Source organism: Ramlibacter humi (assembly GCF_004681975.1).
GTDB classification, from domain to species: domain Bacteria; phylum Pseudomonadota; class Gammaproteobacteria; order Burkholderiales; family Burkholderiaceae_C; genus Ramlibacter; species Ramlibacter humi.
In genome coordinates, this window is record NZ_SMLK01000006.1 from 121148 (window position 1) to 142691 (window position 21544).

A 21544-nucleotide genomic window follows, 5' to 3' on the forward strand; every position below is an offset into this window, starting at 1 on the left:
CGCGGCGCGCCCGGCCCTAAAGTGACTGGGCCATGCAAGCGCAGCGCGCACCGTCCGCCATCCCGGCCGCCTTCAATTTCCGTTGGTGGTGGCGCCAGCTGCTGTGCCTGTTGCTGGCCGGCTGGGCCGCCGGCTGCGCCAGCCTGCCCAGCAACGTCCAGCGCGAACCCTCGCGCGCTTTCGATGCACCCCAGTCCACGGCGCTCGGGCAGCTGGTGCAGGCACGCCGCGCGCAGGCACGCGCCAAACCCGAGTCCGCCTTCACCCTGCTGGACAGTGTCGACGCGGCGCTGTCCAGCCGCCTGGCGCTGGTGGACGGCGCGCAGCGCACGCTCGACCTGCAGTACTACGCGGTGCACGCCGACCGCAGCACCGAACTGCTGCTCGAGCGCATCCGCGCGGCGGCGCGCCGCGGCGTGCGCGTGCGCGTGCTGCTGGACGACTTCAACACGGTGGGCGACGACGCGCAGGTGCTGCGCCTGGCGTTCGAGAAAGGCGTGGAGATGCGCCTTTTCAACCCGCTGACCGGCTCGCGCGCCTCGCTCATCACCCGCCTCCTGGGCTCCGTGCACGAAGCCGACCGCATCCAGAAGCGCATGCACAACAAGCTGTTCATCGCCGACAACGCCTGGGGCATCGCCGGCGGGCGCAACCTCGGCGACGCCTACTTCGGCGGCGACGAGAAGAGCGCCTTCGTCGACCTCGACGTGCTGGCCGGCGGTGCGATCGTGCGGCAGATGTCGGCCAGCTTCGACCGCTACTGGAATGACGAGCTGTCGTACCCGGTGCAGTCGCTGCTGTCGGAGCGCGATCTGGACAAGCTGAGCCAGCCGGCCAGGCGCGAACCCGACGCGCCGGCCGATGCCGCCGCCGCCAAACCGGCGCACGGCCAGGTGCTGCCCGGCGTCAACCCCAGGCCCACGCCGTCGATGGACCTGCAGCGCGTGACGCTGACCTGGGCGCCGGCCACGCTGCTGGCCGACGAGCCCGGCAAGATCGGTCCCGGCGACGACGAAGCCGACGCGGGCGAGACGGTGGTCGATGGCCTCCTGCAGCTGATCCGCGGCGCGCGTCAGGAAGTGATGATCATCTCGCCCTACTTCGTGCCGGGCGCCGAGATGATGAAAGTCTTCCGCGAGTTGCGCGGGCGCGGCATCCCGGTGCGCGTGCTGACCAACTCGCTCGCGTCCAACGACGCGCCGGCGGCGCATGCGGGCTACAAGCGCTACCGGAAAGACCTGCTCGCCGTGGGCGTGGAACTGCACGAGATGCGGTCCGATCCCGCGACCGCAGGCCTGCACGGCTCCGGCGGTTCTTCGGGCGGATCGGGTTTCGGCCTCGGCAGCGCGGCGGGCGGCTCCAAGAGCGGCGCGTCACGCGCCAGCCTGCACTCCAAGGCGGTGATCATCGACCGGCGCCTCAGCGTCATCGGCTCGATGAACCTGGACCTGCGTTCGCAGCGCAAGAACAGCGAAGTGGCGCTGCTGATCCGCAGCCGCGCGCTGTCGGACGCTTCGGCCCGCCTGATCGAGCGCGAGTTCAGCCAGGCCGCTTACCAGGTGGTGCTCAATGACGGCCAGCTGCTCTGGAAGGCACCGCCCGGCGCGCCCTTCAAGGACGCCACCAGCGAGCCGGACGCGCCGCTGAAGCTGCGCCTGTTCGTCGACCTGCTCGGCCCGTTCGCGCCCGAAGAAATGCTCTGAGCCCGCGGCTCACATCCGGCGCACCAGCTCCGAATACTTCTTCCAGAACGCGGCGTCCTGCGTGGTCGCGAAATTGATGCGCATCAGCGTGCTGGGCTTTCGCTCGGCGTGGAACAGCGCGCCGGGTGCCAGCAGGTAACCCTCGTCCAGCATGCGCTGGGCCAGCACGTCGGTGTCCACGCCGGTGTCCACCCAGCCGAACAGCCCCGCGGGCTCCGACTCGAAGCGGCAGCCCGCGTTCAGCGCCAGCTTCACGCTGCGGCTGCGCGCCTGGTCCAGCCGCGCGCGGATGCGCTCCGAATGGCGGCGCAGCTGTCCCTGCTCGATACACAGCGACAGCGCGCGCTCCAGCAGCGCCGGCGTTGTCAGCGTCGCCAGCAGTTTGGTGTCCAGCAGCCTTTCCACCAGCGCGGGCGGCGCGGCCAGGAAGCCCACGCGCCAGTTGGGCGCCAGGATCTTCGCGAATCCGCTGACGTGGATGGTGCGCTGCAGGCCGTCCAGCGCGCACAGCCGGGTGGCGTGTTCCGGCGCGATGTGGCTGTAGGTGTCGTCCTCGACGATATGGAAGTCGTGCTGGTTGGCCAGCTGCAGGATGCGGTGCGCGCTGCCGGGTAAGAGCGAATAGCCCGTCGGGTTGTGCAGCACGCTCACGCTGACGTACAGCTTGGGCTTGTGCGCCTCGCAGTACTTGGCCATCACTTCCAGGTCGGGCCCGTCGGCGCGCCGCGGCACCGGCAGCAGGCGCATGCCCAGCGCGGTGAGGCGCGCGAATTCCACCGCCCAGCCCGGCTCCTCCACCATCACCGGGTCGCCCGGGCGCAGCAGCGTGCGGCTCACGATGTCCAGCGCGTGCGTCGCGCCGACGCTGGTGATGATGTTTTCCGGCGTGGCCGGCACGTTCAGCCGCGCCAGCTTCTGCGCCAGCACGCGGCGCAGGTTCGAGTCGCCCATGGGCTCGCCGTACTGCAGCGAGAAGTCCTGCAGCACCTTGGTGCCGGTGACCTTGCGCACCGCGGCCGGCATGAAAGTGGATTCCAGCCACTCGGGCGGGAAAGCGCCCATCCCAGGCTGCGGCCGGCCGCTGACCTTGTGGAACATCCCGCGGATCAGCGCGGTAGCCTGCGTCGGCGCCACGTGGCGCGCCGTGATCCAGCCGGTGGCGGTGCCCCAGGGGCTCACCGGCCGATCGCCGGCGGGCGCGTCGGCGCGAACGCTTTCCGGCTCGGGCGAAGGTTCGCGCACGAAGAACCCGCGGTTCTTGCGCGCTTCCACCAGGCCCTGCGCCAACAGCTGGTCGTAAGCGGCCACCACGGTGGACGGGCTCACGCCGTGCTGGCGCGCGCATTCGCGCACCGAAGGCAGCCGCGCGCCAGGCGCCAGCAGCCGGTCGCGGATGCGCTGCGCGAAGCGTCCCGACAGCTGCTCCGTCAGCGACTGGGTGGAAGTCTTCATCAGCATCGGGGCATCCTTCGTGTATCGCCGCATCGACCAGTACAGTGAACCGAGTGATCCGGCCAACTGTATTGGTAGTGTACTGGCGAGCGAGCTTACAGTGACCGCCATGCCCACGCAACCCACCCTTGCGACCATCTGCCCGGCGCGGCGCGCGGAGGCGCGCGCATGAACCAGCAGGAAGTGCGCGGCCTCTGGCTCGGCCTGGTGGGCGTGACCATCTTCGCGCTGACGCTGCCCATGACGCGGCTGGCCGTCGGCACGCCCGAGGCACCGCAGATGTCCGGCGTGTTCATCGCGCTGGGGCGCGCCGTGGTCGCGGCGATGTTGTCGGCCGCCTTCCTGGTCGCCAGCCGCGCGCCCTGGCCGCGGCGCGGCGAGTGGGTGCCGCTTGTGATCACCTCCGCCGGCGTGGTGTTCGGTTTCCCGCTGCTCACGTCCATCGCCATGCGCTACGTGCAGGCGGTGCACGCCAGCGTGATCGTCGGCGTGCTGCCGCTGGCTACCGCGCTGGTCGGCGCGTGGCTGCACCGCCAGCGCCCCAGCAGCGGCTTCTGGCTGTGCGCCGCGCTGGGCAGCGCGCTGGTGGTCGGCTTCGCGCTGCTCAAGGCCGGCACGGGCACGGTGCTGCATCCCGCCGACATGCTGCTGCTCGCGGCGATGGTCTGCGCCGCGGTGGGCTACGGGTACGGCGCGCGCCTGTCGCAGCGCATGCGCGCCGAACACGTGATCTGCTGGGCGCTGGTGCTGTCGCTGCCGCTCACGCTGCCGCTGGCGTGGTGGTCCATGCCGCGCCAGCCCGTGCAGCCGTCCGCCTGGTGGGCCTTCGGCTACGTCGCCGTGTTCTCGATGTGGCTGGGGTTCTTCGCCTGGTACCGCGGCCTGGCCATGGGCGGCACCGTGCGCGTCAGCCAGGTGCAGCTGGTGCAGCCGTTCCTCAGCATGGTTTTCGCCGTGTCGCTGTTGGGCGAGACGCTCGACGCCGTCACACTCGCCTTCGCCGTGGCCGTCATCGCCACCGTGTTCATCGGCAAGAAGATGCCGGTACGACCCCTTGCTTCCCAGGAGACCGCATGAAACCGAACGACCTGCCCGCCCCGTGGACCCTGGCGCGCCGCGCCAACCGCATGAACCCCTCGGTCATCCGCGAGATCCTCAAGGTCACCGAACGCCCCGGCATCATCAGCTTCGCCGGCGGCCTGCCCTCGCCCGCCACCTTCCCGGTGAAGGAATTCGCCGCGGCCAGCGCGCAGGTGCTGGCCAACGACGGCCCGGGCGCGCTGCAGTATGCCGCCAGCGAAGGCTTCGGCCCGCTGCGCGAGCGCGTGGCCGCGCAGCTGCCCTGGACGGTCGACCCGGCGCAGGTGCTCATCACCACGGGCTCGCAACAGGGCCTGGACCTGGTGGCGAAGGTGCTGATCGACGCGGGCTCGCGCATCCTCGTCGAGACGCCCACCTACCTGGGCGCGCTGCAGGCTTTCACGCCGATGGAACCCGAAGTGGTCGGCGTGGGCAGCGACAGCGAAGGCCTGGCTCTGGACGACTTCGAAGCCAAGGCCGCCGGCGCGCGCTTCCTGTACCTGCTGCCCAACTTCCAGAACCCCACCGGGCGCACGATGAGCGAAGAGCGCCGCGCCGCGCTGTCCAAGACCGCGGCGCGCCTGGGCGTGCCCATCATCGAAGACAACCCGTACGGCGACCTGTGGTTCGACCAGCCGCCGCCCGCGCCGTTGACGGCCCGCAACCCCGAAGGCTGCATCTACCTGGGCTCGTTCTCCAAGGTGCTGGCCCCCGGCCTGCGCCTGGGCTTCCTGGTCGCGCCGCCCGCGCTGTACCCCAAGCTGCTGCAGGCCAAGCAGGCGGCCGACCTGCACAGCCCCAGCTTCAACCAGCGCATGGCCGCGCAGGTGGTGGAAGGCGACTTCCTCGACCGGCACGTGCCGCGCATCCGCGCCCTGTACCGCTCGCAGCGCGACGCCATGCTGGCCGCGCTGGACCGCGAGATGGCCGGCCTGGACGTGCAATGGAATTCGCCCGACGGCGGCATGTTCCTGTGGGCGCGCCTGCCGCGCGGCATGAACGCGGTCACGCTGCTGCCCAAGGCGGTGGACCTGGGCGTGGCCTTCGTGCCGGGCGCCGCTTTCTACGCCGGCGGGGAGAACGACCCCGAAGCCCTGCGCACGCTGCGCCTGTCGTTCGTCACCGCCACGGTGGAACAGATCGACCGTGGCATCGCCGCGCTGGCGAAAGCCATCCGCCAGGCGGCGGGAGGCGGGGCGTGATCCGGCTCTGGGGCCGCATCTCGTCCATCAACGTCCGCAAGGCGGTTTTCACGCTGCAGCACCTGGGGCTGCGCTTCGAGCGCATCGACGCCGGCGGCGAGTTCGGCATCGTGCGCACGCCCGGCTACCTGGCGCGCAACCCGAACGCGCTGGTGCCGCTGCTGGACGACGACGGCTTCGAGCTGTGGGAATCCAACGCCATCGTGCGTTACCTCGGCGCCAGGTATTCGAACGGCGCGTTCTACCCGCAGGACCTGCGCGGCCGCTTCGATGCCGAACGCTGGATGGACTGGCAGCAGACCACGCTGAACGGCGCGGGCCGCAATGCCTTCGTGCAGTTGATCCGCACGCCGGCCGCGCAGCGCGACCAGAAGCTGGTCGACCAGTCCATCATCGCCACCGAGCCGCTGTGGGACCTGCTCGAAGGCCACCTGCAAGGCCGCCGCTTCATGGCCGGCGACGTGATCACGGTGGCCGACGTGCCCATCGCCTGCGAAATGCACCGCTGGCGCGGGCTGCCGCTGGCATGGCGCGAGCGGCCCCGCCTTGACGCCTGGTACGACCGCATGCTCGCCCTGCCCGCCGCTCGCGGCGTGCTCGACCTTCCCCTGTCCTGAAAAACGAGAGTCCACGATGAACCGCCCCTTCAAGCAAGTCGATGTCTTCACCGCCAAGCCCTACCTGGGCAACCCTGTTGCCGTGGTGCTGGACGGCAAGGGTTTGACGACGGAGCAGATGCAAGGCTTCACCAGGTGGACCAACCTGTCGGAAGCGACCTTCGTCCTGCCGCCCGAAGACCCCAAGGCCGACTACAAGGTGCGCATCTTCACCACCAGCCAGGAGCTGCCGTTCGCCGGCCACCCGACGCTGGGCACCTGCCATGCGTGGCTGGAAGCGGGCGGCCGCCCCAAGGGTGAACACGTCGTGCAGGAATGCGGCATCGGCCTGGTGAACATCCGCCGCGATGGCGAACGCCTGGCTTTCGCCGCGCCGCCGCTGCGCAAGTCGGGCCCGCTGGACGAAGCCGACCTGCAGCTGATCGCCCGCGGCCTGCGCATCGCGCGGGAAGACATCGTCGACCATGCCTGGTGCGACAACGGCCCCGGCTGGCGCGGCGTGATGCTGCGCAGCGCCGGGCAGGTGCTCAAGCTGCAACCCGATGGCGCGGTGCTCGAAGGCTTGTTCGTCGGCGTCACCGGCCCGCATGCCAAGGTCGGCGTGGTCGCACCGCGCACGGCGGGGGACGAGTGTGCCTTCGAAGTGCGCGCCTTCTTCCCCAGCAGCAACGGCACGGTGGAAGACCCTGTCACCGGCAGCCTGAACGCCGCGCTGGCGCAGTGGCTCACGCGCGCCGGCTACGCCGGCGACAGCTATGTCGCCGCGCAAGGCACGGCGCTGGGCCGCGCCGGCCGCGTGCACGTGCAGCGCGAAGGCGCCGAGCTGTGGATCGGCGGCCAATCGGTCACTTGCATAGACGGCCAGGCGAGGTTATGACCGCAGCACGCATCGATCACCTCGTCATCGGTGCCGACACGCTGGCCCAGGGCGCCGCGTGGAGCCGCAAGACGCTGGGCGCCGAGCCGAATCCCGGCGGCCAGCACCCGTTGATGGGCACGCACAACCAGTTGATGCGCATCGCCACCGTCGACTTCCCTTGTGCGTATCTCGAAATCATCGCGCACAACCCGCCGGCGCAGCCGCAGGACGGGCGCGCGCGGTGGTTCGACCTGGACCAGCCCGCCGTCAAGTCCGCGCTGCGCGACGAAGGTCCCCGGCTGATCCACTGGGTGGTGAAGGTGCCGGACCTGCGCACGGCCGTGGACGCATGGGCGAAGCTGGGCATCGACCGCGGCGAGATCGTGGAAGCCAGCCGCATGACGCCGCGCGGCCTGCTGCAATGGCAGATCACCATCCGCCGCGACGGCCAGCGTTTGCTGGACGGGTGCCTGCCCACGCTTATCCAGTGGGGCGAGACGCACCCAGCGCATTCGCTGCCGGAGTCCGGCGTCACGCTGCGCGGCGCCGGCGTGCGCCATCCGCAAGCCGCGCTGTTGGCCAAGGCTTTCGAGGCCATCGGGCTCGAAAGCCTCGCGGTCAAGGAAGGCCCGGCCAACCTTTGCGCCGCGCTGAACACCCCTGGCGAGCCGGTTCGGCTGCAATCGAAAGGACTTTGATGACGATGCGTTTCGCGCGCGAAGAAGTGGACGCGGCGCGCCGCACGGTCTACGCCCACCTGTCGCCCACGCCGCAGTACGCCTGGCCCATGCTGCGCGACCGCCTGGGCGCCACCGTGTGGGTGAAGCACGAGAACCACACGGCGGCCGGCGCCTTCAAGGTGCGCGGCGGCCTGACGTACTTCGAGGAGCTGGTGCGCGAGGGCCGGCCCGCGGGTGTGATCAGCGCCACGCGCGGCAACCACGGCCAGTCGGTCGGCTTCGCCGCCCGGCTGCACGGGCTGCCAGCCACCATCGTCGTGCCGCACGGCAATTCGACCGAAAAGAACACGGCCATGCGCACGCTGGGCGTGCAACTGGTGGAGCATGGCGAAGACTTCCAGGCGGCGCGCGAACATGCGGGTGCTCTCGCGCGCGAGCAGGGCCTGCACATGGTGCCCTCGTTCCACCACGGCCTGATCAAGGGCGTGATGACCTACTGGCTGGAATTCTTCGAGAGCTTCGCGCCCGGCGCCGCACCCGACGTGGTGTTCGTGCCCATCGGCCAGGGCTCGGGCTTCTGCGCCGCCGCGGCCGCGCGCGAGTTCACCGGCGCGCGCAGCAAGCTGGTGGGCGTGGTGTCCGCCCACGCGACCACCTACCTCGACTCCTTCCGGGCACGCCAGGTGCGCGAGGCGCCCGTCACCACCGAACTGGCCGACGGCATGGCCTGCCGCATCGCCGACCAGGAAGCGCTGGACATCGTGCTGCGGGAAGCCGAGGACATCGTCGCGGTCACCGACGACGAAGTGGCCGAGGCCATGCGCATCCTGTTCCACGACACCCACAACGTGGCCGAAGGCGCCGGCGCCGCGGCGCTGGCGGCCGCCCTGCAGCGCAAGGAGCGCTGGGCCGGCCGCACCATCGGGGTCGCGCTGACCGGGGGCAACGTGGACAGCCCCGTGTTCGCTCGCGTTCTGACACAGCGTCAGCCCCGTCCTACACCGGCGTCGGCGCTCTCCGTCTAGAGTGGCCCTCCCACGCAGCGCCCAGGGGCGCGGGAGTTTGAGCATGGACCGAGTCACCGGGCCGTTCGACGGCTACTACGTCGCCAGTTCCGCCAACGAGATCAGCGGCCGCTACCTCGGGTTCGCCAAGGTGTGCTGCGCCCGGCCGGGCAGCTTCTGGCTGGCCACGCTGTGCGAGGAACCGGACTGCTGCGCGCACCTGTGCGGCGGTGGCTTATTCGACACGCCCGAAGCCGCGATGGCCAGTGCCGAACTGCTGGCACGCAGCCACATCCGCGGCCGCGTACCGGTCGGCGGCGTCCCGGCCACAGAAGGTACGCAGCAGCCGCAGCCCGGCACCGCGCCTTCGGTCAAGCCCGCGCGCCGCGCGTGACCCGGGCGGCTGCGCCGCCCTCTCCCTTCCGTTTACTTCGACGACTTGCGCGCCGGCCGCTTGGTGGTCGTCTTGCGGGCCGTGCTCTTGCGTGCCGTCGTCTTTTTCGCGGCGGTCTTGCGGCCGGTGGCCTTCTTCGCAGGCGCCGTCTTTCGCGCGGTGGTCTTCCGTGCGGTCGTCTTCTTCGCCGCCGGCTTGCGAGCCGCGGACTTCTTCGCCGGCGCCTTCTTGGCGGCCGTCTTGCGGGACGGCGACGACTTCCTGGCCGCACTCTTCTTCGCCGTGCTCTTCTTGGCGGTGCCCTTCTTCGCCGGCACCTTGTCCCCTTCCTTGCGCGCTTCCGACAGGCCGATGGCGATGGCTTGCTTGCGGCTGGTCACCTTCTTGCCGGACCCGCTTTTGAGCTCGCCGTGCTTGAGCTCGTGCATCGTTTCCTCGACCTTGTCTTGCGACTTCTTGCCATAGCGTGCCATGGGGACTCCTGTTGTTGGACGGAAAACGGGGATGTCAACACGGCTGAGCCATGCCCTCCTGAAGGAATGCGCCGCGTTATCGCGTAGGTGACGATCCGCGCCGCGCCAGTCACGCGCGGGACCGCCGCGCATCGCGACGTCGCCAGAATCGGCGCATGGGAACCTTGTACCTCGTGCGCCACGGCCAGGCCTCCTTCGGCGCCGACGACTATGACCAGCTCAGTGAGCTGGGCCACCGCCAGAGCGTTCGCCTGGGCGAGTACTTCGCGCACCAGGGCATCCATTTCGACGGCCTCATCGCCGGCACTTTGCGCCGCCACAAGCAGACGCTGGCCGGCATCCTGCAGGGCATGAACCGGGCGGGCGAGCACCTGTCCTGGGAAGGCCTGAACGAATACGACAGCGAAGCGGTCATCGCCGCCGTGCACCCCGAGCCGCTGAAGAAGCCCGATTCGCCCGAGATGTACCGCCACCACTTCCGGTTGCTGCGCGACGGCCTGGCGCAATGGATGGCCGGCACCACCAGCCCGCGCGGCATGCCGGCGTACGGCGACTTCGTCGCCGGCGTGGCCGGCGCGCTGGACCACGTGCGCGCCAACCACTACGGGCAGAAGGTGCTCATCGTCACCAGCGGCGGCCCGATCTCCACCGCGGTGGGGCACGTGCTGGGCACCAGCCCGGAAACCACCATCGAGCTGAACCTGCGCATCCGCAACACCGCGGTCACCGAGTTCGCGTTCACGCCCAAGCGGCACATGCTGGTGACCTTCAACACCCTGCCCCACCTGGACGCGCCGGAGCTGCGCGACTGGGTGACCTACGCCTGAGCCATACTGCCTCCGGCACAGGAGGCGGTCATGGGCATGGAAAACATCGTGGTGCGACGGGTCGCGCCGCACGAAGCGCGCGGCTGCATCGAAGGCCTGGCGGACCTGCTGGTGGACGTGGTGGAACACGGCGCTTCGGTCGGGTTCATGCTGCCCATCACGCGCGAAAAGGCGCTCGCCTTCTGGACCCGCGTGGCCGACGCGGTGGTGCGCGGCGACCGCGTGCTGCTGGTCGCGCAGGCGCCCGATGGCCGCATCGCCGGCACGGTGCAGCTCATCCTGGACCTGCCCGAGAACCAGCCGCACCGCGCGGACCTCGCGAAGATGCAGGTCCACAGCAGCGCGCGGCGCCAGGGTCTCGCGCAAAGGCTGCTGGAAGCGGCGGAGCGCGAAGCGGTGCGTGAGGGCCGCACGGTGCTCGTGCTCGACGCCGTGACGCACGGCGATGCGTACCGCCTGTACCAACGGAGCGGCTGGCAGGCCGTGGGAGATATTCCCAACTACGCGCTGATGCCCGACGGCCCCGCCTGCTCCACCACCTATTTCTACAAGCACCTGTGAGGCCGCACCCGCGTTGCTAGACTGCCGCGCATGACCGAGTCGCCACGCGAAGAGGGCCCCGGCTGGCAGGTGATCTGCCTGTGCGCCGCCTGGTGCGGCGTCTGCCGCGAATGGACGTCCGTGTTCGACGAGCTCTCCGCCCAGCACCCGCAGGTGCGCTTCGGCTGGATCGACATCGAGGACGAGGCCGACGCCATGGGCGACGTGGACGTGGAGACTTTCCCCACGCTGCTGGTCGCGCAGGACGGCCGGGCGCGCTTCTTCGGCCCCGTCCAACCTTCGGCCGCGCAGGTCGCGCGGCTGCTGGAATCGCTGCGCGACGACCCTCGCGCGGGCCGCGAAACCCCTGCGGAAGCACACGCGCTGCTGGTGCGCATCGCACCCTTGTTGCTCCGAAAAAGCTAGCAGCCGATACAGGCCGTGCCGGGATGTAACCCAGCAAGGCCAAGTCCTACAGCACGCACCAGAGCGCCCTGACGAGGCTTCCTCGGCTTTGCCCGCCCAATCTTTCGCATGGCGGGCGCGAAACAGCTCCCATGTTCTTCCCAAGCCTTTTTTTCAGGAGTACCAGATGGCTTCCAACAACCAGAGCGGCCTGAACAGCGGCAAGTCCAACCGCGGTTTCGCTTCGATGGATCCCGAGCGCCAGCGCCAGATCGCCAGCGAAGGCGGCAAGGCGGCACACGAAAAGGGCACGGCCCACGAGTTCACTTCCGAAGAAGCCCGCGAGGCCGGCCGCAAGGGCGGCATGGCCCGCAGCGCCAATCGCAAGAAGTCTTCTTCCATGTGAGACCGGCGCGATGCGCCTGCCCGAAGGCCGCCGCGAGGCGGCCTTTTTTTGGCCTGTCTTCAGGTGCCTCCGACGAAAGGGTTGCTGCGCCGCTCGCGGCCGAAGCTGCTTTCCGGGCCGTGGCCCGGGATGAACACCGTGTCGTCCCCCATGGGCCACAGGCGTTCGGTGATGCTGCGGACGAGGGTGCCGTGGTCGCCGCCGGGGAAGTCCGTGCGGCCGATGCTGCCGGCGAACAGCACGTCGCCGACGAAGGCGCGCTGCAGTTCCGGCGAGTGGAAGACGACGTGCCCCGGCGTGTGGCCCGGGCAATGCCGCACGTGCAGCGTGTGCGCGCCCAGCTTGACCGTGTCGCCGTCTTCCAGCCAGCGCGTGGGCGTGAACGCCTCGGCTTGTGGAAACCCGAACATGCGGCTTTGCTCCGGCAGCGCGTCGATCCAGTACTGGTCGCCCTGGTGCGGGCCCACGATCGGCAGTTGCAGCCGCCGCGCCAGTTCGCCGGTGGCGCCGGCGTGGTCGATGTGCGCGTGCGTCAGCCAGATCTGCTCCAGCGTCACGCCCAGTGCCTGCACCTCTTCCAGCAGTTCGTCCAGGTCGCCACCCGGATCGATGATGGCCGCGCGCTTCGTCTTGTCGTCCCAGACGAGGGAGCAGTTCTGGGCAAAGGCGGTGACGGGGATCGTCCTGTAGTGCAGCATGGCCCGATTATTCCGCGCGGCCCGCCATCGGCGCGCGGGCCCGGGATCGGTAGGGCGCGATTGCCGCCGGGCTCGCGCCCGAAGCGTCAGCGCGGGATCTGCGGTTGGTCCACCAGCGTGGACAGCGGCAGCTGCGAGACTTCCTGCAGCAGCAGCGCGAGCTGCCGCCCCGCCGCCTCGACGACCTGCCGGCCCTTCTCCGCCGTGGCCAGTGTGGCGTTGCCCGCCGCGCCCGCCGGGTGGTAGTCCTGCATCTGCCAGCCCAGCTTGGCGCTGGTGCCATTGCCGAGGATGGGGTACTTCGCCGCGCGGTCCTGCGAGGTGGAGCGGAAATCGCGCGCCTGCGCCATGTCCACCAGTTCGGGGCGCAGCGCCAGCATCATCGACGTCTCCATGTCGCCGCCGTGGATGCCGAAGCGGTGCTCCTCGCGCGAGAAGAGGCCGTTGACCTCGTCGCCCAGCGGCAGGCCGTACCAGTTGGCCGAATACACGAGCAGGCCGCACTTGGTGCGGAGGTCGCGCGCGACGATGTCCATCACGCTCACCTGCCCGCCGTGCGAGTTGAACAGCACCAGCTTCTTCAGCCCGGCGCGCGCGACCGACTCGCCGATCTCCGTCCAGAGCCGGATGGTCGTTTCCGCCGACAGCGTCAGCGTGCCCGGGAAACGGATGTGCTCGGTGCTGCGGCCGACGGCCTGCGTGGGCAGGAACAGCACCGGCAGCTGTGCGGGCAGGTGCGGCAGGCTGGCCGCGACGACGCCGTCCACGAGCACTTGGTCCACGTTCACCGGCAGGTGCGGGCCGTGCTGCTCGATCGCGGCGACGGGCAGCACCGCGACCGCGTTCGCGGCGTCGGGCAAAGCCGCCATGCGAGCGAAATCGCGGGTGCCGAAGTCGGCCCAGAAGCGCGAAGGAAGGGACATGGCGCGCATCTTAGTCCGCGCTTCAGCGGCCCCGCACCAGCTTCAGCACCGCGCCGGCGAACAACGCCGGGTTCTCCTGCGGCAGGTTGTGCCCCGCGCCGGGCACGATGTGGTGCTCGCGCGGCCCGGTGAAGCGGTGCGCATGCACCGAGGCCGGTGAAGGCGGCCGCACGCCGTCGTCCGTGCCGTCGAAGGTGATCGTGGGCACGGCGATGGCCGGCTGCGCCGCCAGCCGGAGGTCGATGTCCGCATACGCGGGATCGCCCGGCACCAGGTTGAAGCGGTGGCGGTACGAATGGATCACCACATCCACGAAGTCCGGGTTGTCGAAAGCGGCGGCCGAGCGCTCGAACGTCGCATCGTCGAACTTCCAGGTCGGCGACCAGGTGCGCCACAACAGCTTCGTCAACGCGCGCCGGTCGCGCGCCAGGCCTTCGCGGCCGCGCTCCGAGTGGAAGTAGTACTGGTACCAGAGCTTCTGCTCGTTCTCCGGCGTGTCGGGCACCAGCGCCTTCGAGTGGTCGAAGATGTTGTAGTTGTTGTACGAGACCAGGCCCGCGCAGCGGTCCGGCCACAGGGCCGCGACCACGCAACATGCGCGGCCGCCCCAGTCGTAGCCGGCCAGCACCGCGCGCGGGATGGCCAGCGCGTCCATCAGCGCCAGCAGGTCGGCGCCCAGCGCCGCCTGTTCGCCCGAGCGCATCGTGGCCTCATCGCGGAAGCGCGTTGGCCCATAGCCGCGCAGGTAGGGAACGATCACGCGGCAGCCGGCTTTCGCCAGCAGCGGCGCGACTTCCGCATACGCGTGCACGTCGTACGGGAAGCCGTGCATCAGGAACACCGGCGGCCCGTCCGCGGGCCCGGTTTCGAAATACGCGACGTCCAGCACGCCGGCCGCGATGGTGCGCAAAGGAGTCAGGTTGCTCATGCCGCCGCAGCGTGCCACAAACCGCGCGACTACCCTTCGTTCAGCACGTGCCGCGCGGCCTGCGCGACGCTGGCCGCGTCCACGCCGAAGAACTGCCGCAAAGCGGCGCGCGTGTCGCTGCGGCCGAACCCATCGGTGCCCAGCGTGAGGTATCGCCGCCCCCGCGGCAGGTGCGCACGGATGGCTTCCGGCACCGCACGCACGTAGTCCGTCGCGGCCACGATGGGCGCACGCGAGTCGCCCAGCAGCGTGTGCAGGTACGGCGTGGTGTGCCCTTCGCCGCGCATCGCCCGCTGTTCGCAATGCAGTCCATCGCGCGCCAGCTCGCTCCAGCTGGTGATGGAAAAGACTTCGCACGCGATGCCTTCGGCGGCCAGCTGCTGCGCCGCCTGGATCACTTCGGTGAGGATCGCGCCCGAGCCCAGCAGCGTGACCTTGGGCTCGCCTTCGCCGTAGGCCGCGAAGCGGTAACCGCCGCGCACCACGCCCTGCACCGCGCCTTCCGGCAAGTCCGGCTGGGCGTAGTTCTCGTTCATCAGCGTCAGGTAGTAGAAGACGTCCTGCTGCTCCACCAGCATCTCGCGCATGCCGTGGTCGATGATCGCCGCCATCTCGCCGGCGAAAGCGGGGTCGTAAGCCTTGCAGTTGGGAATGGTCGCGGCGGCCAGGTGGCTGCTGCCGTCCTGGTGCTGCAGGCCTTCGCCGCCCAGCGTGGTGCGGCCCGAGGTGGCGCCCAGCAGGAAGCCGCGGGCGCGTTGGTCGGCCGCGGCCCAGATGGCGTCGCCCACGCGCTGGAAGCCGAACATCGAGTAGTAGATGTAGAACGGCAGCATCGGGAAGCCGTGCACGCTGTAGCTGGTGGCCGCGGCCGTCCAGCTGGCGATGGCGCCGGCTTCGCTGATGCCCTCTTCCAGGATCTGACCGTCCAGCGCCTCGCGGTACGACAGCACCGAACCGATGTCTTCCGGCTCGTACTTCTGCCCCACGCTGGAGTAGATGCCCACCTGCTTGAACAGGTTGGCCATGCCGAAAGTACGCGCTTCGTCGGCCACGATGGGCACGATGCGCGGGCCCAGCTGCGGGTCCTTCAGCAGGTTGCCCAGCAGGCGCACGAAAGCCATCGTGGTGGACATCTCCTTGCCGGCCGCCTGCGTCGCGAACTGCGCGTACGACTGCAGCGCGGGCACGGGCAGCACAGGCGCCTTCGTCTCGCGCTTGGGCAGGTAGCCGCCCAGCGCCTGGCGCTTGGCGTGCAGGTACTTCAGCTCGGCGCTGTCCTCGGCCGGCTTGAAGAACGCCAATGTCTTGGCCTGCTCGTCGGAGATCGGCAGGTTGAAGCGGTTGCGGAATTCCAGCAGCGCGGCCTCGTCCAGCTTCTTCTGGCTGTGCGTGGTCATGCGGCCCTGCCCCGCCGCGCCCATGCCGTAGCCCTTCTTGGTGTGCGCCAGGATCACCACCGGCTGCCCCTCGTGGCGCGCGGCCGCGTGGTACGCCGCGTGGATCTTCACCAGGTCGTGGCCGCCTCGCTTCAGGCGGTCGATCTGCTCGTCGGTCATGCCTTGCGCCAGCGCGGCCAGAGCATCGTTTTGGCCGAAGAACGTGTCGCGGTTGAACCGGCCGTCCTTGGCAGCGAAGGTCTGCATCTGCCCGTCCACGGTGTGTGCGAAAGCCTTCACCAGCGCGCCGGTGACGTCGCGCGCGAACAGGCCGTCCCAGTCGCTGCCCCACAGCAGCTTCACGACGTGCCAGCCCGCGCCGCGGAACAGCTTTTCCAGTTCGTCGACGATGCGGCCGTTGCCGCGCACCGGGCCGTCCAGCCGCTGCAGGTTGCAGTTGACCACCCACACCAGGTTGTCCAGCTTCTCGCGCGACGCGAGCGTCAGCGCGCTCATGCTCTCGGGCTCGTCCATCTCGCCGTCGCCGAACACGCCCCACACCTTGCGGCCGCCGCAATCCAGCAGCTGGCGGTGCGTGAGGTAGCGCATGAAGCGCGCGTGGTAGATCGAGCTGATCGGCCCGATGCCCATCGACCCGGTCGGGAACTGCCAGAAGTCCGGCATCAGCCACGGGTGCGGGTAGCTGGAAAGCCCGCGCGCGCCGGACTGCGGCGCGGCGATCTCCTGACGGTAGTGCGCCAGGTCCGCTTCGGCCAGCCGTCCTTCGAGGAACGCGCGCGCATAGACACCGGGAGCGCTGTGCGGCTGGAAGAACACCAGGTCGCCGCCATCCGCGCCGCTCCTCGCGCGGAAGAAGTGATTGAAGCCGACTTCGAACAGGTCCGCCGCGCTGGCGTAGCTGGCGATGTGCCCGCCCAGCTCGCCGTACGCGCTGTTGGCGCGCGCCACCATGGCCAGCGCGTTCCACCGCATCAGCGACGCCAGCCGCTCCTCGATGGCCAGGTCGCCCGGAAAAGGCGGCTGCTGCTCGACCGGGATGGTGTTGACGTAGGGCGTCACCAGTTCCGGCGACCAGCCCACCTGCGGCGAACGCGCGATGGCGGCCAGCTGGTCGAGGATGAAGCGCGCCCGCTGCGGCCCTTCGTGCGCCACCAGCGTCTGCAGCGCCTCGCGCCACTCGGCGGTTTCTCCGGGGTCGGTGTCGGCACCCGGGGCGAGCAGGAAGCGGGAGAGGCTGTGGTCGGTCATGCGCGCCACTGTAGGCCGCCCCGCGCGGAATCGGGTGTCGAATGTTGTCGCCCGGATGAGCTTGGCCGCATAAAATTCTGCATATAGACACTTTCAAGGCATGACATGCAACTGGACGCGCTGGACCTGCGCATCCTGGCGGAACTGCAGCAGGACGGCTCGCTCACCAACGTGGAGCTGGCGCGGCGCGTCCACCTCTCGCCCTCGCCCTGCCTGGCCCGCGTCAAGGCGCTGGAGAACGCCGGCGTCATCCGCCACTATGTCGCGCTGGCGGACCCCAAGGCGGTCGGCCTGGGCCTGAACGTCTTCATCAACATCAGCCTGAAGGCGCAGTCGCGCGAATCGCTGGCCGAGTTCGAGCAGCGCATCGCCGAGCACGACGAGGTGATGGAGTGCTACCTGATGACGGGCGACAGCGACTACCTGATCCGCGTGGCCGTCGCCGACATCGCGGCGCTGGAACGCTTCATCCTGGAGCAGCTCACGCCCATCCCGGGCATCGAGAAGATCCGCTCCTCGTTCGCGCTGAAGCAGGTTCGCTACAAGACGGCGCTGCCCTTGCCGAAGCGGACTTCCTGAGCGCCGGACTACTGCTTTCGGCGGACTGATTTCGCCTTCGCGGCGCCCTAACCTTGCGGCCCACCGCACATGACGGCTGATGTCATGCCTGCGACTTGCCCCAACCGGATACTGCCGCGCGCCATGGCCCACGAGTCTTCCTATCCCGATGCCGCACGCATGCCCACGCGCCGGCAACTGCTCGGCATGGCCGGCGCCGTGGCCGCCCTCGGGCTTGGCGGCTGCGCGGCGCCCCAGTCGTCACCCGCGGCGCGGGGCGGCATCGCGCCGTTTTCCACTGCCGAAGAGCTGGGAGAACTGCCGCCCGGCTGGGAGCCGTACGTGCTGCGCCGCGACCTGCCCCGCACGGACTACCGCGTATCGGCGCTGGACGGGCGCCGCGTGCTGCACGCCGCCAGCGGCACGGGCGGCACATCGGGCCTTCGCTGCGGCTGCGTGGGCGATCCGGTCGCCACGCCGAAGCTGCGCTGGAGCTGGCAGGTCGCCGGCGTGCCCGACGGCCTGTGCGTGGGCGAGCGCGACACGGACGATTCGCCGGCGCGGGTGGCGCTGGGCTTCGACGGCGACCACACCACGCTGAACAACCGCGACCGCGCTTTCTACGAACTGGTCGAACTGTTCACCGGCCACCGCCTGCCCTATGCGACGCTGATGTACGTCTGGGACGCCAGGCTGCCGGTCGGCACGGTGGTGAGCAACGCGCGCACCCAGCGCATCCGCTACCTGGTGGTGGAGAGCGGCGCCGCGCGCGCCGGCCAATGGCTTTCGTACGAACGCGACGCCGCGAAGGACTACCAGCAGGTGTTCGGCGAGGAGCCCGGGCCGCTGCTGAACGCCGGCGTGCTGACCGACAGCGACGACCTGCACATCGAGCTGCAGGCCTGGTACGGCGACATCACTCTTTCTGCCGCCTGATCACAGGGCCAGGGGCAGTACCAGGTGATCGCGGTAGATGCGGTCGCGGTGCTCGACCAGCACCGGGTCCAGGGCCGCATCGGTCTGGGCATCGGGCGTCTCGAAAGCCGCGCGCGTGTCGGGCTTCATCGCGCAGAGGTCGGCACCCAGCGGGCGGAACAACGCAAGCCCGGCGGCCAGGTAGATGTCCGCCGCGGTCAGCGCGGCGCCCACGAGGTAGCGGCTGCCGGCGGCCTGCTGCGCCTTCAGTCGTTGCGCCAGCATCCGCAGGAGCGACACCACGCGCGCCGTCGCGGCCCCGCCCGCATCCGGCGTGTGGCCGTACTTGCGCGCGAGGTACTGCGCGACCTGGGGCACGAAACCGCCCTGCTCCGCCAGGCCCATGTGCACCAGCTGCAAGCGGCGCGACCAGCACAGGCCCCGCTCGCCCATGAGCTCGTGCGACAAGCCGATGGCCAGCACGCGATCCGCCGGGTCGGCGGGCAGCAGCGAAGGCGAAGGGGCCAGCCGCTCGGCCAGCATCAGGATGTCGATCCAGCGGTCGCGCGGCGCCTCTTCGCCGTGGATGGCCACCGGCCCGCTGCGCTGGCCCGCCCAGGCTTTCATCGCGTCGCTCTGGTAGTCCAGGCGCACCGCCAGCCAATCGAGCTTCTTGACGTGGAAGATGCCCTTGGCCGCTTCGCCCCACGGGCTGGGCACGCCGCCCACCACCACCATGCGCAGCCCGGGAGCCTGCACCGCTTCTTCCACGCTCACGTACCGGAATGCCATCGTGCCGATCTCCATGCGCACGGTGCGACACTCGCGCCGTGACCGACCCCGATTGTGCGCAGATGCATGGCCCACAGGCCGACCGCTGGATGGAGCACTGGCTGCCCGCCATGCGCGCGGCCGCCGCGGGCACGCCGGTGCTGGAACTGGGCTGCGACACCGGCGGCGACACGGCGTGGCTGCTGGCGCAGGGGTTCGAGGTGATCGGCACCGACATCGCCGAGGACGCGTTGCGCCGCTGCTCGGTGGCCGCACCGCGCGCCGCGCTGCTGCTGCACGATTTGCGGCAGCCGATGCCGTTCGCGGATGCGAGCTTCGGCGTCGTGGTCGCGAGCCTGTGCCTGCACTACTTCGACTGGCACACCACCGTGGCCGCCGTCGCGGAGATCCGCCGCTGCTTGCGTCCGGGCGGCCTGCTGCTATGCCGCGTGAACTCGACCAACGACGTGGATCACGGCGCGATGCAAGGCACGGAGGTCGAGCCGCACTACTTCCGGCAGGACGCGCACTACGCGGACTTCAAACGGTTTTTCGATGCGGCCGACCTGGATCGGCTGTTCACCCCGGCCGCATGGACCGAGGTGAACCGCGAAGAACGGCAGGTGCTGCGGTACGCGAAGCCGAAGATGGCCTGGGAGCAGGTTCTCCGGCGAACGTGATCAGCGCTTGACGGACAGCAGCTCGACCTCGAAGTTCAAGGTCGCGTTCGGCGGGACCACGCCACCCGCGCCGCGCGAGCCGTACGCGATCTCGGGCGGGCAGGTCAGCTTGGCCTTGCCGCCCGGCTTCATCTTCTGCACCGCCTCGGTCCAGCAGGGGATCACGCGGTTCAGCGGGAATTCGGCCGGTTCGCCGCGCTTGTAGCTGCTGTCGAACTCGCGGCCGTCCTGGAAGGTGCCGCGGTAGTTCACGCGCACCACGTCGGTGGCCTTGGGCGATTCGCCGCTGCCTTCCTTCAGGGACTCGTAGACCAGGCCGCTGGCGGTCTTGACGGGCTCGGCCGCGTGGGCGGCAGCGGAGGCGATGAAGGCGAGAGAAGCGGCGATGAAAAGCGAACGCAAGATGGGACTCCCGAAAGGATCGAAACCCCGCACTCTAGCGCGCCGCCTGCGGCGCCACGCGCCAGACGGCGTTGCCCACGTCGTCGGCCACCAGCACGCCACCCTTTCCATCCAGCACCACGCCCACGGGCCGGCCGAAGGCCTTTCCGTCCGGGCTGAGGAAGCCGGTGAGGAAATCCACCGGCGCGCCCGAAGGCTTGCCGTTCGCGAACGGCACGAACACCACCTTGTAGCCGGACAACTGACGCCGGTTCCACGAGCCGTGCTCGCCGACGAAAGCACCGCTGGCGAAAGGCGCGGGCAGCTTGCCGTCAGAGAACGCCATGCCCAGCGGCGCGACGTGGTTGCCCAGCGAGTAGTCGGGCGCGATGGCCTTGGCCACCATGTCGGGCCGCGGCGGTTGCACGCGGTCGTCCACGTGCGCGCCCCAGTAGCTCCAGGGCCAGCCGTAGAACGCGCCGTCCTTCACCGACGTCAGGTAGTCGGGCACCAGGTCGTCCCCGAGCTCGTCGCGCTCGTTCGCCACGGTCCACAGCGCGCCGGTCGTGGGCTCCCAGCCCAGGCCGTTCGGGTTGCGGATGCCGCCGGCGAGCTGGCGCTTCTGCCCGCTGGCGAGGTCCACCTCCCAGATCGCCGCGCGGCCTTCCTCGATGCCCATGCCGCCTTCGGCGGCGTTGCTGTTGGAGCCCACCGTCGCGTACAGCTTGCGGCCGTCGCGGCTGGCCAGGATGTTCTTGGTCCAGTGGTGGTTGCGGCCTCCCGGCAGGTCGGTCACCGGCGTGGGCGCCGCGGTGTTGCGCTGCTGGCCCGCGGCATACGGAAACTTCACGATGGCATCGGCGTTCGCCACGTACAGCTGGCCGCCCACCAGCGCCATGCCGAAAGGCGAATGCAGCTTCTCCAGGTACACCGACTTCGTTTCGGCCACGCCGTCGCCGTCGGCATCGCGCAGCAGCGTGATGCGGTCGGGGCTTTGCACCTGCGCGCCGGCGCGCTTCATCACCAGCCCTTGCGCCCACACCTTGAAGCCCTTTTCCTTCCGGTCTTCCGGCACTTGCGGCTTGTTGGTCTCGGCCACCAGCACATCGCCGTTGGGCAGCACGTACAGCCAGCGCGGGTGGTCCAGGCCGCGCGCGAACGCGGTCACGCGCCAGCCCGCGGGCGCCTTGGGCATCGCGCCCTCCGGCCAGCCTTCGGCGGGCGCGATGTGCACCGTGGGCACCAGGCTCTGCTGCGGCGCGGGCAGTTGCGGCGAAGGGCCGACGGTGCTGGACTCGGGCAACTGCGCGAGTCCGCTGCATGCCGTCAGTGCCGCGACGGCCGCCAGGGGGATCCAGTGAAGCCTCATCCCGGGCAGTGTCGGGCGCGGCGCGCGGACGGGC

24 protein-coding genes are annotated in these 21544 nt (G+C 69.9%); 15 read left to right on the forward strand and 9 right to left on the reverse strand.

Annotation, left to right across the window (positions count from 1 at the left end):
* Positions 1-32: 32 nt before the first annotated feature.
* Positions 33-1703, forward strand: coding sequence for a phospholipase D family protein (locus EZ216_RS16920; protein WP_135250964.1), 1671 nt, complete (start codon positions 33-35; stop codon positions 1701-1703).
* 9 nt (positions 1704-1712) lie between these two features.
* Here the strand turns inward: EZ216_RS16920 and EZ216_RS16925 are convergent, their stop codons facing one another.
* Positions 1713-3161 (reverse strand): aminotransferase-like domain-containing protein, encoded by a 1449-nt coding sequence (locus EZ216_RS16925; protein WP_135250965.1) that lies wholly within the window; start codon positions 3159-3161, stop codon positions 1713-1715.
* A gap of 162 nt (positions 3162-3323) precedes the next feature.
* On the opposite strand from EZ216_RS16925, the gene EZ216_RS16930 reads away from it, so the two are divergent.
* From EZ216_RS16930 to EZ216_RS16960, 7 genes are read left to right on the forward strand one after another with little or no spacing between them, the layout of a single operon-like run.
* A complete protein-coding gene (locus tag EZ216_RS16930; RefSeq protein ID WP_135250966.1) occupies positions 3324-4232 on the forward strand; it encodes a DMT family transporter in 909 nt (302 codons plus the stop codon).
* The gene (locus tag EZ216_RS16935) at positions 4229-5437 is read left to right on the forward strand and encodes an aminotransferase-like domain-containing protein (protein WP_135250967.1); all 1209 of its coding nucleotides are present in this window, start codon (positions 4229-4231) and stop codon (positions 5435-5437) included. The genes EZ216_RS16930 and EZ216_RS16935 overlap by 4 nt, the downstream gene beginning before the upstream one ends.
* Positions 5434-6054 carry a glutathione S-transferase family protein gene (locus EZ216_RS16940; RefSeq protein WP_135250968.1) on the forward strand — a complete coding sequence of 207 codons (621 nt, stop codon included), beginning with the start codon at positions 5434-5436 and terminating at the stop codon, positions 6052-6054. Before EZ216_RS16935 ends, EZ216_RS16940 begins: the two co-directional genes overlap by 4 nt.
* A gap of 16 nt (positions 6055-6070) precedes the next feature.
* Complete coding sequence (locus tag EZ216_RS16945) at positions 6071-6931, forward strand: PhzF family phenazine biosynthesis protein (protein WP_135250969.1); 861 nt, start codon at positions 6071-6073, stop codon at positions 6929-6931.
* A complete protein-coding gene (locus EZ216_RS16950) occupies positions 6928-7611 on the forward strand; it encodes a VOC family protein (RefSeq protein WP_135250970.1) in 684 nt (227 codons plus the stop codon). Before EZ216_RS16945 ends, EZ216_RS16950 begins: the two co-directional genes overlap by 4 nt.
* Positions 7612-7616: 5 nt before the next feature.
* Positions 7617-8618 carry a threonine dehydratase gene (locus EZ216_RS16955; protein WP_135251114.1) on the forward strand — a complete coding sequence of 334 codons (1002 nt, stop codon included), beginning with the start codon at positions 7617-7619 and terminating at the stop codon, positions 8616-8618.
* A gap of 43 nt (positions 8619-8661) precedes the next feature.
* A complete protein-coding gene (locus EZ216_RS16960) occupies positions 8662-8991 on the forward strand; it encodes a hypothetical protein (RefSeq protein ID WP_135250971.1) in 330 nt (109 codons plus the stop codon).
* Between the two features lie 32 nt (positions 8992-9023).
* Here the strand turns inward: EZ216_RS16960 and EZ216_RS16965 are convergent, their stop codons facing one another.
* A complete protein-coding gene (locus EZ216_RS16965; protein WP_135250972.1) occupies positions 9024-9464 on the reverse strand; it encodes a DUF6496 domain-containing protein in 441 nt (146 codons plus the stop codon).
* Between the two features lie 155 nt (positions 9465-9619).
* Between EZ216_RS16965 and EZ216_RS16970 the strand changes: the two genes are divergently transcribed.
* The 4 genes from EZ216_RS16970 (at position 9620) to EZ216_RS16985 (ending at position 11642) form a co-directional block, all read left to right on the forward strand.
* A complete protein-coding gene (locus tag EZ216_RS16970) occupies positions 9620-10291 on the forward strand; it encodes a histidine phosphatase family protein (RefSeq protein WP_135250973.1) in 672 nt (223 codons plus the stop codon).
* A 30-nt stretch (positions 10292-10321) separates the two neighbouring features.
* Positions 10322-10852, forward strand: coding sequence for a GNAT family N-acetyltransferase (locus tag EZ216_RS16975; protein ID WP_239024420.1), 531 nt, complete (start codon positions 10322-10324; stop codon positions 10850-10852).
* Positions 10853-10882: 30 nt separating this feature from the next.
* Positions 10883-11257 carry a thioredoxin family protein gene (locus EZ216_RS16980; RefSeq protein WP_135250975.1) on the forward strand — a complete coding sequence of 125 codons (375 nt, stop codon included), beginning with the start codon at positions 10883-10885 and terminating at the stop codon, positions 11255-11257.
* Between the two features lie 166 nt (positions 11258-11423).
* Complete coding sequence (locus EZ216_RS16985) at positions 11424-11642, forward strand: KGG domain-containing protein (RefSeq protein ID WP_135250976.1); 219 nt, start codon at positions 11424-11426, stop codon at positions 11640-11642.
* 59 nt (positions 11643-11701) lie between these two features.
* Here EZ216_RS16985 and EZ216_RS16990 read toward each other — a convergent pair whose 3' ends face one another.
* The 4 genes from EZ216_RS16990 to mdeB form a co-directional block, all read right to left on the reverse strand.
* Entirely contained in the window at positions 11702-12340 is a 639-nt protein-coding gene (locus tag EZ216_RS16990; RefSeq protein ID WP_135250977.1) for an MBL fold metallo-hydrolase, read from the reverse strand.
* An 86-nt stretch (positions 12341-12426) separates the two neighbouring features.
* Complete coding sequence (locus EZ216_RS16995) at positions 12427-13263, reverse strand: creatininase family protein (RefSeq protein ID WP_135250978.1); 837 nt, start codon at positions 13261-13263, stop codon at positions 12427-12429.
* Positions 13264-13285: 22 nt separating this feature from the next.
* Complete coding sequence (locus tag EZ216_RS17000; RefSeq protein WP_135250979.1) at positions 13286-14191, reverse strand: alpha/beta fold hydrolase; 906 nt, start codon at positions 14189-14191, stop codon at positions 13286-13288.
* Between the two features lie 29 nt (positions 14192-14220).
* Positions 14221-16836: an alpha-ketoglutarate dehydrogenase gene (gene mdeB, locus EZ216_RS17005; protein WP_135250980.1), complete on the reverse strand. Its 2616-nt coding sequence runs from the start codon at positions 16834-16836 to the stop codon at positions 14221-14223.
* A 105-nt stretch (positions 16837-16941) separates the two neighbouring features.
* Between mdeB and EZ216_RS17010 the strand changes: the two genes are divergently transcribed.
* Both EZ216_RS17010 and EZ216_RS17015 read left to right on the forward strand, forming a co-directional pair.
* A complete protein-coding gene (locus tag EZ216_RS17010) occupies positions 16942-17415 on the forward strand; it encodes an Lrp/AsnC family transcriptional regulator (protein WP_135250981.1) in 474 nt (157 codons plus the stop codon).
* A gap of 123 nt (positions 17416-17538) precedes the next feature.
* Positions 17539-18330, forward strand: a complete 792-nt coding sequence (locus EZ216_RS17015; RefSeq protein ID WP_167772945.1) for a DUF3047 domain-containing protein — start codon at positions 17539-17541, stop codon at positions 18328-18330.
* Here the strand turns inward: EZ216_RS17015 and EZ216_RS17020 are convergent, their stop codons facing one another.
* Entirely contained in the window at positions 18331-19101 is a 771-nt protein-coding gene (locus EZ216_RS17020; protein ID WP_239024421.1) for a glutathione S-transferase family protein, read from the reverse strand.
* Between the two features lie 38 nt (positions 19102-19139).
* Between EZ216_RS17020 and EZ216_RS17025 the strand changes: the two genes are divergently transcribed.
* Entirely contained in the window at positions 19140-19760 is a 621-nt protein-coding gene (locus EZ216_RS17025) for a class I SAM-dependent methyltransferase (protein WP_167772946.1), read from the forward strand.
* Here the strand turns inward: EZ216_RS17025 and EZ216_RS17030 are convergent, their stop codons facing one another.
* Both EZ216_RS17030 and EZ216_RS17035 read right to left on the reverse strand, forming a co-directional pair.
* On the reverse strand, positions 19761-20162 hold the full coding sequence (locus EZ216_RS17030; protein ID WP_135250985.1) for an FKBP-type peptidyl-prolyl cis-trans isomerase: 402 nt from the start codon (positions 20160-20162) through the stop codon (positions 19761-19763).
* Between the two features lie 34 nt (positions 20163-20196).
* On the reverse strand, positions 20197-21510 hold the full coding sequence (locus EZ216_RS17035) for a PQQ-dependent sugar dehydrogenase (protein ID WP_135250986.1): 1314 nt from the start codon (positions 21508-21510) through the stop codon (positions 20197-20199).
* Between the last annotated feature and the right edge of the window lie 34 nt (positions 21511-21544).

What these genes read in the sequence shown, in the direction of transcription:
- EZ216_RS16920 (WP_135250964.1), top strand. Translation starts at nt 33, where the DNA reads ATGCAAGCGCAGCGCGCACCGTCCGCCATCCCGGCCGCCTTCAATTTC.
- EZ216_RS16925 (WP_135250965.1), bottom strand. Translation starts at nt 3,161, where the DNA reads ATGCTGATGAAGACTTCCACCCAGTCGCTGACGGAGCAGCTGTCGGGA.
- EZ216_RS16930 (WP_135250966.1), top strand. Translation starts at nt 3,324, where the DNA reads ATGAACCAGCAGGAAGTGCGCGGCCTCTGGCTCGGCCTGGTGGGCGTG.
- EZ216_RS16935 (WP_135250967.1), top strand. Translation starts at nt 4,229, where the DNA reads ATGAAACCGAACGACCTGCCCGCCCCGTGGACCCTGGCGCGCCGCGCC.
- EZ216_RS16945 (WP_135250969.1), top strand. Translation starts at nt 6,071, where the DNA reads ATGAACCGCCCCTTCAAGCAAGTCGATGTCTTCACCGCCAAGCCCTAC.
- EZ216_RS16950 (WP_135250970.1), top strand. Translation starts at nt 6,928, where the DNA reads ATGACCGCAGCACGCATCGATCACCTCGTCATCGGTGCCGACACGCTG.
- EZ216_RS16955 (WP_135251114.1), top strand. Translation starts at nt 7,617, where the DNA reads ATGCGTTTCGCGCGCGAAGAAGTGGACGCGGCGCGCCGCACGGTCTAC.
- EZ216_RS16960 (WP_135250971.1), top strand. Translation starts at nt 8,662, where the DNA reads ATGGACCGAGTCACCGGGCCGTTCGACGGCTACTACGTCGCCAGTTCC.
- EZ216_RS16965 (WP_135250972.1), bottom strand. Translation starts at nt 9,464, where the DNA reads ATGGCACGCTATGGCAAGAAGTCGCAAGACAAGGTCGAGGAAACGATG.
- EZ216_RS16970 (WP_135250973.1), top strand. Translation starts at nt 9,620, where the DNA reads ATGGGAACCTTGTACCTCGTGCGCCACGGCCAGGCCTCCTTCGGCGCC.
- EZ216_RS16975 (WP_239024420.1), top strand. Translation starts at nt 10,322, where the DNA reads ATGGGCATGGAAAACATCGTGGTGCGACGGGTCGCGCCGCACGAAGCG.
- EZ216_RS16980 (WP_135250975.1), top strand. Translation starts at nt 10,883, where the DNA reads ATGACCGAGTCGCCACGCGAAGAGGGCCCCGGCTGGCAGGTGATCTGC.
- EZ216_RS16985 (WP_135250976.1), top strand. Translation starts at nt 11,424, where the DNA reads ATGGCTTCCAACAACCAGAGCGGCCTGAACAGCGGCAAGTCCAACCGC.
- EZ216_RS16990 (WP_135250977.1), bottom strand. Translation starts at nt 12,340, where the DNA reads ATGCTGCACTACAGGACGATCCCCGTCACCGCCTTTGCCCAGAACTGC.
- EZ216_RS16995 (WP_135250978.1), bottom strand. Translation starts at nt 13,263, where the DNA reads ATGTCCCTTCCTTCGCGCTTCTGGGCCGACTTCGGCACCCGCGATTTC.
- EZ216_RS17000 (WP_135250979.1), bottom strand. Translation starts at nt 14,191, where the DNA reads ATGAGCAACCTGACTCCTTTGCGCACCATCGCGGCCGGCGTGCTGGAC.
- mdeB (WP_135250980.1), bottom strand. Translation starts at nt 16,836, where the DNA reads ATGACCGACCACAGCCTCTCCCGCTTCCTGCTCGCCCCGGGTGCCGAC.
- EZ216_RS17010 (WP_135250981.1), top strand. Translation starts at nt 16,942, where the DNA reads ATGCAACTGGACGCGCTGGACCTGCGCATCCTGGCGGAACTGCAGCAG.
- EZ216_RS17015 (WP_167772945.1), top strand. Translation starts at nt 17,539, where the DNA reads ATGGCCCACGAGTCTTCCTATCCCGATGCCGCACGCATGCCCACGCGC.
- EZ216_RS17020 (WP_239024421.1), bottom strand. Translation starts at nt 19,101, where the DNA reads ATGGCATTCCGGTACGTGAGCGTGGAAGAAGCGGTGCAGGCTCCCGGG.
- EZ216_RS17035 (WP_135250986.1), bottom strand. Translation starts at nt 21,510, where the DNA reads ATGAGGCTTCACTGGATCCCCCTGGCGGCCGTCGCGGCACTGACGGCA.